Here is an 8,169-nt window from a genome sequence, read left to right on the forward strand (position 1 = left end):
TCGAACTGTTATTGGGAAGCTCCGGCCGCCGCCGGAGCTTTCTGCGCTTCAGGGCTCGACGGCGCGAAATCGCCGAGGGATTCATGGCCGGGGATCGCGATCGAGTCCCGAATGTCGATGCCGTGCTCTACCCCGAGCGCGTACGCCTGCTTGGTTTCGCCTACCATGCGCTGGAGGGTCCGCAGCGCGACCAGCACCACGGCGTTGATGGTCGCCACGATCGCGAAGCTGTGCAGCCACAGCAGATAGACCGCGGGATAGAGCACGTTCGGGTTGAGGGCGACCCAGCTGGTGGCAGCCCCCGCCGCGATCCAGCCGAACACGGCGACGGTCACGGATATTACTAAGGCGCGATCGGTGCGCAGCATAAGAAATCCCCCAGTGCGGTGGTGACGTTGAGTTATGGCTACAGCCAATGCTTTGTTGCGTAGTGGATCAGCTGTCCTCGGGTGGACACACCGGCCAGCTGGCGCATCCGCGCGATGCGGCGGCCCACGGTCCGGGGTGAGGACTCGCACACGCGGGCAATCACCCTGTCGGTCTCGCCGGCGACGACCTGCTGCAGGATCTTGCGGTCCTGCAGGTCCAGGTCTGCGGGCGCGCTGGAGATGTCGACGTTGTACGGGATTGCCTTCTCCCACTCCTCCTCGAAGCGGGCGATCTGACCGGCGAGGAGCGGGGCCGACTCGATCATCAGCATGGGCAGGCTGCCCCGCTCCTCCGCTGGTGTTAGCGCTACCACGCCGTCCACGATGAGTAGCTTCGTCGGTAGCCGGTCGGTGAACCGGATCTGTGCCCCTCCCCAGCGCAGCGTGGCGCGCAGTCCTTCCATGACCTTCGGGTTGGACATGGCCTCTCGCTCGTACACCACCCGCCGGCGGCAGTTATGGCCGATGGCGGGGTCAGTGCTCCGCTCGGGCGGGTGAGCCCCGGCCATGGGGAGGAACGGCGACGTGATGAGCTGCATCCAGTCCCGCCTGGCGGTCTTCTGCAGCAGGTCGAAGACGGTGGTGACCTCTTCTCTGCTGGTGAGCTTGGACAGGGGTTCACCCGCGCTCTGGTAGTGCGGGCTGTCCTCGTAGCGCTGCTCCAGGTCCTGTATGAGCTGCTTGAGCCGATCCAGGGTGTGGGCCGCCTCGGAGACGGCCGGGGTGAGGGCGTGACGTGGGCGCCGAGCGCGGGGCGGATCGCCGATTACGAACCCTTGGCCGCGTAACCACTCCAGGGTGTGTTCTGGGCCTTGCACGACGTCGAGCAGGTTCTCCGCTCGGGTGGGTCCGTGGTCGATCAGGTACTTGTACAGACGCAGCTCATCGCTGTCGTCCTCGGTCAATGGCACAAGAGTCCTCGGGAAGGTCGGGCAGGTTCAGGAGGTCTGCTGGTGAACCGCCTCTGCTGGGTTGGTTGGGGTTTCGGTTTGCTACATGCCGCCTGTGCTGCTGTTAGGCTCCGCCGCCGGGTCGGTGGTCTCGGGGGTGGGCGTGGTGTCTGGCGCTGGGATAACGGTGATGGTGGTGATGGTGGTGGTGCTGGTTTTGGTGATCACTTTGCTGCCGTCGGGATTGGTGACCGTCTGGGTGGACTCGGTCTCGGTCTTGGTGACGCCTGGGCTGGCGGTGGTGCTGGAGGCCGGGGCAGCCGGCGTGTCGGCGTAGGCGGCCGTGGCTCCGGACAGGAGCAGCGTCAGGGCGAGCGCGGCGGCGGGGAGACGCAGACGGGTGAACGTAGGCATGAATTTGCTCCTAGACGGTTTGGCTTAGCTGAACGTTCCAAAACGGCGGCGGGGTCATTGGGCCCCGCTGACGGCCGTGGAACGGCGACATCTAGTAGTAAAGCTTCCGAACCGTATTCGTCTAGGGAAAATCATGACCGAAACTCGTCATGGCTAATGTCGGCCATGTAGACAGAATCTAGACGCGTTTGCCACAGTGTAGGTGTGTAAAGTGCCTGATTGGCAGGCCATGACGCGTACCGCATAGGTTTGGTTGTCAGGAATCCATCTGGATTTACAGAGTTTTTGGTGTCCGTAATGTAACGGCGTTAGTAATCCGTAACGTCGGCAATCCGTAACGTCACGGCGTTTCGTGACGCATGATGTCCAACTGCTTCTCCTGCAGATCGAGCAGGTTCTCTACGTGCTGCATCAGCGCCGCAACCATCCCGTCGCGGGTGTCCTGGCTGAAGGGCATCGCCTGGATCTGCGCAATGGCGCGCTCTATCCGCTTGATCGTCCGATCGGATGCACTGCTCAGTGCAGGCGCGCGGCGCCGGTCGAGCTCCTGGGCCAAGAGTTCGGCGGCTTTGTCGCGGCCGACGGCCTTCAAGTCATCCGGGGTCGCGCCGACGACGAGGGCCATGAGGACGTACTCCCGGTCGGGGATGGCCCTTCTGCCCTGCTCGTACGCGGACCAGGAGCGGTCACTGAACGGCTTAGTGGTGTAGGTGCCCAGCATCTCGGCGCATCGGGCGACGCTCAGGGGGCCTTCGAGTCCTCGGTCGGTGCGTAGGCGCTGGATGAGGGCGGCGTCGGATGGGAGGTGGGCTTCGTCTCGCGGCGACGGATGCGGCATAGCGGCCTGACCCCTTCGGTTCTTGCGGTGGGCTTCTGTTTTTGCTGCACGGCGTCACCGTATCAGTCGTTGCGCGAACGCGCACACCTTTCGCGAAAGATACGTCACGCTACGTAACTTCTCTCAATTCGCGAAATTTCGCGAAATAGCTTGCCTTTCGCGAACAACCGGGTAGTGTCGTTCTCGAAGTTCGCTGATCTTCAAAACAAAGATCACAAACCACTCGGGAGGTGCCAATGACCAGCGGAAACACGGCAACGACGCCGGAGCAGATCGTCGGCGACCTCATCGACGCCGCTGTACCAGACGATGAGCAGATGCTCGAAGTCGGGCAGGTCGCAAAGGTCCTCGGAGTGACCAACCGCGCCGTCCTCTACCTCCTGCAGGACAACCGGCTCAGCTATATCCGCACCGGAAAGCGCGGATATCGCATCCCGCGGCCGCTGCTGGCCGAGTACCTGCTGCAGGGCTTCGCCCCCCGACAGCTCACGGCCGCCGAGCAGCAACTCGCCGAAGCGCGGCGGGCCATACAGGACGCGGAGACCAAGTTGGCGGACCTCACCGCACGCATCAACGAGGCGGAGGTCACGCTTGCTCTGGTCGAGGGTGTCGACACACCCCCCCGACGTAGACGGTCCACCCAAACCGTCTCGTGACCAACCCGCCAGCACCACACATAGGAGACCACACGACCATGACCGTTGACGCAAGCACTTTAGCTAGCGATAAAGAAGCGACCCCGTCAAAGGGCTCAGACCTGCGGTTTGACCGGACGTTCGCCGTCGTGGCCATGCACGCCGCCCAGCACATGACCTGCGCATCGTTCGCCCCGCTACGGAAGCTCCTCATCGGCCTGCTCATCGAAGACGGCTACTCGACCAAGGACGCGGGCCTGCACGCCGACAACCTGATCAGCGTCGCGCGCGGCGTGATCGTCAGCGTCGAAGCGGACGAGCCCCGGAAGATCCCATGGCCCGGTGGCCAGCAGACGAAGCCGTACGTGCAGGTCATGTACGAAATGGAGACCAGCAGGTGACCCGACTCGCCGCCGCCGCCGTCCAAGAGCTGGCCGAGCCGGAGGGCTCCGATGACTGGGACCAGGCCGCAGAGGCGGTGTTCCCCGAGGTCTTCCTCTGCCCGGGGGAGTGCGGGAAGCCGCAAAAGGTCAACAAGGGCGGCACGATCCGCAAACACAAGGTCAACAAGGGTGACGTGCTGCCCTGCAAGGGTTCCGGCGCTCCGATCCTGACCGCGCGCATCCCGCGCCGCTCGAAGTCGGGCTTCTACAAGGACCCCTCGTCCGGCGTGCTGCTGCGGTCGGTGACGACGATCCTCAACCAGGGCAGCGCGCACGAGGCGCTGGTCTACTGGGCGGCCAAGGTCACCGCCGAGACCGCGATGGACAACGTGTTCGCGATGCTGGAAGCCGCCCGCACCGAGGAAGGCCGCGACGAGTTCATCAACTGGCTCAAGCAGGAGCCGAACCGGCGCAAGGACGAGCGGGCCGACGTCGGCTCTGCGGTGCACAAGCTGGTCGAGTGCAAGATCCTGGGTGAGCCCGCGCCGGTGCGGCTGCTGGCCAACCCGGATCTGCGCCCGTACATCTCCCACTTCAACCAGTGGGTCGCCGAGTGGGAGATCGACTTCGAGGCGTCGGAGATGGTCGTCGCCCACTACGAAGACGGCTACGCGGGCACGCTCGACTACCTGTTCCGGTCCCGGCCGCTCGCGCGGAAGCTCGGCGTCCCCGAGGACACGATCTTCCCGGGCGACACCAAGACCGGCGGCACCCTCAACGGGACCACGTACGACGGCAACGTGCATGGCGTGTACCCGGAGGCCGGCTTGCAGATGAGCGCGTACCGGGCCGCCCCGTGGGGGTGGCTGCGCGACGGCACGCGGATCAAGCTGCCGCCCCGGCACGACATCGGAGTGATCTTGCACTTGCGCCCGGAGGGCTACAACCTCTACCCGGCCCGGTGCGGCGATGACATGTACGAGGTGTTCCAGACCATCCGCAAGGTTGCGGAGTTCAACACCGGCCTCGCCAAGAACGTGATCGGCGAGCCGCTGACCCTGGTCGACGACGACCCCACCGACGACACCGACGAGATCGAGGAGGAGGCAGCCTGATGGGCGGGCGCATCAAGGACCTGCAGTACCGGCTCCGCACGATCGGCCGTATTCGTCTCGGCACGTACGAGGGCAGGCCGAAGGCCAGCGAGTTCTTCATCCCGACGAGCGAGTTCGAGCACTTCATCCGGCAGATGGCCGACATCTACGGCGGCGAGGTCGAGCAGTGGAAGCCGCAGGGCGACGGCGGCATGCAGTGGCGGCTGATGAACCCCGAGCTGACGTCCCTCGAAGCGATCATTCCGCCCCTCCGTGACCCCCTTGACCAGGCGTACGAGAAGTGGAGCCGAGGCGGCAAGCAGGCCCGCTGCGACGGCGAAACCGTCGCGAACCTGGGCCGGCCCTGCGTCTGCAAGGCGCAGTGGGGACCGCGGTTCTGGGAGAACGCGCCGAAGGACGCGGCGTGCAAGCTGCACACCCGCCTCAACCTCTGGATCCCGGAGATCCAGGACATCGGGACGTGGCTGCTAGAGACGAAGGGAGCGAACGCCGGGGCGGAGCTGCCTGGCTTCGTCGACATGATGCGCGGCATGTTCAGCGACAAGGTGGCGCTCCCGGTCAGCATCTGGCTCGTCCCCGGCAAGGCTCGGGAGAAGGGCAAGCTCAAGCTGTACACCAAGGTTGAGATCGCGATCCGGGGCATGAACGCCATGCAGGCCGCCTCACGCATCATGGCCGCCGCGCCCGAGCACGCCGAACTCGGCGCCGGGGCGTCGGAGGACCGGCTGGAGATTGAGTCGGGCAAGCCCGACCAGACCGACTACATCACGGCCATCCGCGCCGCGCAGACCCGCGAGACCGTGACCCAGCTGTGGCGGCAGGCCAAGGCCGACCGCGACGCGTGGACGACTCGTGGCGCGGAGATCGAGGCGGAAGCGGCCAAGCGAGCCAAGGAGATCGACCGGCTGACCGAGGCGTGGAAGGCGGTCGTCACCGCCTGGTCCGGTGGCGACATGGAAGCGCTGCACGGCGAGTTCGCGGACTTCTCCCGAGGCCGCAGCATCGAGGAGGCCACGGCCGCCGAGCTGGAGAAGTTCCTCAAGCACATCCAGCCCCCCGAGGCCCCGACCGACGAAGAGGCCGCGCCCGTGCAGCCGCCCGCCGGCCGCAGCGCGGACGACGTCGTGGTGCCGCCGGCAGACGAGATCGAGGACGGAGACATCGTCGACGCCGACGTGGTCGATGACCCGCCGGTCGCGAAGGAGCGTCTGACGCGCCTCAACATCATGATTGGCGAGCGCGGCATCACCCCGCACACCGGCAGGGGCAGCACCGCGGCGAACAAGGCAGCCAAGGCCGAATGGCTGAACGAGACCGTCAAGCGGGCGGGCGGCCCGCCCATCGAGTCCACCACGGACCTCACCGAGAGCGAAGCCGACCTGGTGATGGCACGCCTGAAGACCATGCCGATCACCAACCCCAGCAAGCCCAAGCAGGCCACCGCCCAGCAGGCCCAGCAGCAGGACCCGGCCGCGCGCCGAGCCCACATGCTGAACCTGTTCGGCCAACTCGGCATCCAGGACCGCGACGAGGTCCTGCGGGACATCAGCATCATCACCGGCGCCAACGTGGACACGTCCGCCCCGCCGACCCCGCAGCAGGTACAGGACGCGATCGACGTCCTGGAGGCCGCCAGCGGTGACTTCGACACCTACGACGCCACGCTCGCCCAGATCCAGGAAGCCCGCGCCGAGTAGGCCCTGAACTGACTCCCTTCGCCCCGGCCCGTACCCAGGGCCGGGACCCCAACCCTCAAGGAGAAACTCATGCGACCCCTGTACGTGGAGTCCGACCATCTCGGCCTCGACCGCATCGGCTACATCCGCTACGAGCTGGAGGCGGCGCTGTCGATCGGCGCGTACCGGCTGCCGACGTCGACCACCGACCTGTCCGAGCTGAAGGAGAACGCCGCCATCTACCAGAAGGTCGCGGCTGCCGCTGAGCACGCCTACCGCGACGTGCAGGCCCGCATCGCATTCCTGGAGAACCAGGTGGAGCAGCGCAGACTGGCCGCCGCTCACACCCAGGTCGCGGCTCCGCAGCCCCAGGCCGGGGCTGAGCAGCCTAAGGCCACCGCACCCAAGCAGTGCATGTGCGGCGAGACGTCCGCGCCATACACCGTGCACCGGGAGGACGCGCCCTGCTACCGGGTCGACAACCCGCCCTGCCAGAACTGCAACGGGCACGGGTGCCCGAAGTGCGCGGGCCACGGCCTCGCCGTCGTCGACCCCCCGCAGGGTCCGGCCGGGAAGACCACCGCTCTGCAGCTCGTCCACGACAGTCGCGCGCCCATGCCGAGCACGGCCGCGTTCAACCCGCCCGCCCGGCCCCCTGCGTCCACACCGAGCCACTGACCCCCAGCACAACGACAAAGCACGAGAGAAGGACACATGAGCGAAAACCGCAATCTCAAGGACATCGCCGCGATCGTCGCGGAAGCGACCGGCCTCGAGGCGAAGGACGCGAAGAAGGCCGTCACGGCGACGGTGTACGCGATCCAGCAGGAGGTGGCCAAGGGCAACAAGGTACAGTTCACGAACTTCGGCAGCTTCACCCTGGTCCACCAGGAGGCCCGCACCGCACGGAACCCCAGCACCGGCGCAGAGGTCTCCGTGCCCGAGAAGTGGAAGCCAAAGTTCACCGTTGGGCAGGGCTTCCTCGGCCTGATCCAGCAGACGCAGAGGCCGACGAACTGATGCACCACGAGTTCCGAGGGTGGGGCAGGCTGCGGGTCTACGCGGCGTGGGACGCCCAGCGGCGGACGTTCACCGCGTACGCCAGAGACGTCCACGACACGATCCTGTGGCAGATCGGCCAGGAAGACGTCGAACTGCCGACGATCACCGCCCTCCAGCAGGCGCTTGAGCCGCGCCGGGCGTACCTCACCGTCGAGGTGGTGGCTGCTCTCCTGGGAGACCAGGAGGGCGGCCCTGCCGCTCTCGCCGACAGCGGCAGGGTTGGAGTTGCGCAGTGATCGGAGCACCCGACACGGGCGTCATCCTCGGCGCCGTGATCGCCGTACTGGGCGGGCTCGTCGTGTTCAGCTACTTGGCGTCCAGCGCGAGCCGCCGCCATCAGTGCCAGCCATCGCCGGTGGCCGTCTCGTACACGAAGGTGTTGCCGTTCGGGCCGGTCCAGACGGCCGTGCTCCGGCGGTGCGCGGGCTGCGGCGACATCCAGTCGACGACGCTGGTCGGCGAGTGGACCCTCGCCCAGGTCCTCGGGATCGAGGCCGCGGCCGGCACCGCCGCCAAGGAGGTCGCCGGATGAAGCCGCTGATCTACGTCGCCGTGGGCGTGCTGCTCGCCATTGTGGCCCTCGCCATCCTCTGGTGGGTCCTGGCCAGCACCCCAGACGACCGCGCCGTCCAGCAGAGCACCCCGGCTCCGGACAGGTATCTGCAGGTCGGCTTCCAGTAAGGACAGCCGGTGGTGGGGCGCGCTGATCACGGCGGGGGCCTGATCAG

The 8,169-nt window shown here is 66.6% G+C and carries 13 protein-coding genes; 9 read left to right on the forward strand and 4 right to left on the reverse strand.

Annotated elements, in window-relative coordinates; translation table 11 throughout:
* Nucleotides 1–8: 8 nt before the first annotated feature.
* The 4 genes from ABN273_RS51080 to ABN273_RS51095 all read right to left on the reverse strand — a co-directional run bounded on the left by ABN273_RS51080 (nucleotide 9) and on the right by ABN273_RS51095 (nucleotide 2,453).
* Entirely contained in the window at nucleotides 9–368 is a 360-nt protein-coding gene (locus tag ABN273_RS51080) for a hypothetical protein (protein WP_349456952.1), read from the reverse strand.
* 38 nt (nucleotides 369–406) lie between these two features.
* Nucleotides 407–1,333 (reverse strand): hypothetical protein, encoded by a 927-nt coding sequence (locus ABN273_RS51085; RefSeq protein ID WP_349456953.1) that lies wholly within the window; start codon nucleotides 1,331–1,333, stop codon nucleotides 407–409.
* An 87-nt stretch (nucleotides 1,334–1,420) separates the two neighbouring features.
* A complete protein-coding gene (locus tag ABN273_RS51090) occupies nucleotides 1,421–1,732 on the reverse strand; it encodes a hypothetical protein (protein WP_349456954.1) in 312 nt (103 codons plus the stop codon).
* A 340-nt stretch (nucleotides 1,733–2,072) separates the two neighbouring features.
* Nucleotides 2,073–2,453: a hypothetical protein gene (locus tag ABN273_RS51095; RefSeq protein WP_349456955.1), complete on the reverse strand. Its 381-nt coding sequence runs from the start codon at nucleotides 2,451–2,453 to the stop codon at nucleotides 2,073–2,075.
* Nucleotides 2,454–2,806: 353 nt separating this feature from the next.
* On the opposite strand from ABN273_RS51095, the gene ABN273_RS51100 reads away from it, so the two are divergent.
* The 9 genes from ABN273_RS51100 (at nucleotide 2,807) to ABN273_RS51140 (ending at nucleotide 8,122) form a co-directional block, all read left to right on the forward strand.
* Nucleotides 2,807–3,226 (forward strand): excisionase family DNA-binding protein, encoded by a 420-nt coding sequence (locus ABN273_RS51100; protein WP_349456956.1) that lies wholly within the window; start codon nucleotides 2,807–2,809, stop codon nucleotides 3,224–3,226.
* Nucleotides 3,227–3,264: 38 nt separating this feature from the next.
* Nucleotides 3,265–3,606 (forward strand): hypothetical protein, encoded by a 342-nt coding sequence (locus ABN273_RS51105; protein WP_349456957.1) that lies wholly within the window; start codon nucleotides 3,265–3,267, stop codon nucleotides 3,604–3,606.
* Nucleotides 3,603–4,703, forward strand: a complete 1,101-nt coding sequence (locus ABN273_RS51110; RefSeq protein WP_349456958.1) for a hypothetical protein — start codon at nucleotides 3,603–3,605, stop codon at nucleotides 4,701–4,703. The genes ABN273_RS51105 and ABN273_RS51110 overlap by 4 nt, the downstream gene beginning before the upstream one ends.
* Nucleotides 4,703–6,400 carry a recombination directionality factor gene (locus ABN273_RS51115; RefSeq protein WP_349456959.1) on the forward strand — a complete coding sequence of 566 codons (1,698 nt, stop codon included), beginning with the start codon at nucleotides 4,703–4,705 and terminating at the stop codon, nucleotides 6,398–6,400. The genes ABN273_RS51110 and ABN273_RS51115 overlap by 1 nt, the downstream gene beginning before the upstream one ends.
* A gap of 69 nt (nucleotides 6,401–6,469) precedes the next feature.
* Nucleotides 6,470–7,057 carry a hypothetical protein gene (locus tag ABN273_RS51120; RefSeq protein WP_349456960.1) on the forward strand — a complete coding sequence of 196 codons (588 nt, stop codon included), beginning with the start codon at nucleotides 6,470–6,472 and terminating at the stop codon, nucleotides 7,055–7,057.
* Between the two features lie 36 nt (nucleotides 7,058–7,093).
* Entirely contained in the window at nucleotides 7,094–7,399 is a 306-nt protein-coding gene (locus ABN273_RS51125; RefSeq protein WP_349456962.1) for an HU family DNA-binding protein, read from the forward strand.
* Nucleotides 7,399–7,677, forward strand: coding sequence for a hypothetical protein (locus ABN273_RS51130; RefSeq protein ID WP_349456963.1), 279 nt, complete (start codon nucleotides 7,399–7,401; stop codon nucleotides 7,675–7,677). The genes ABN273_RS51125 and ABN273_RS51130 overlap by 1 nt, the downstream gene beginning before the upstream one ends.
* On the forward strand, nucleotides 7,674–7,973 hold the full coding sequence (locus ABN273_RS51135; RefSeq protein WP_349456964.1) for a hypothetical protein: 300 nt from the start codon (nucleotides 7,674–7,676) through the stop codon (nucleotides 7,971–7,973). The genes ABN273_RS51130 and ABN273_RS51135 overlap by 4 nt, the downstream gene beginning before the upstream one ends.
* Nucleotides 7,970–8,122 (forward strand): hypothetical protein, encoded by a 153-nt coding sequence (locus ABN273_RS51140; protein WP_349456965.1) that lies wholly within the window; start codon nucleotides 7,970–7,972, stop codon nucleotides 8,120–8,122. The genes ABN273_RS51135 and ABN273_RS51140 overlap by 4 nt, the downstream gene beginning before the upstream one ends.
* The last annotated feature ends 47 nt before the right edge of the window (nucleotides 8,123–8,169 follow it).

Origin of the sequence: Nonomuraea sp. B19D2, from assembly GCF_040137845.1 — a bacterium.
GTDB lineage: Bacteria > Actinomycetota > Actinomycetes > Streptosporangiales > Streptosporangiaceae > Nonomuraea.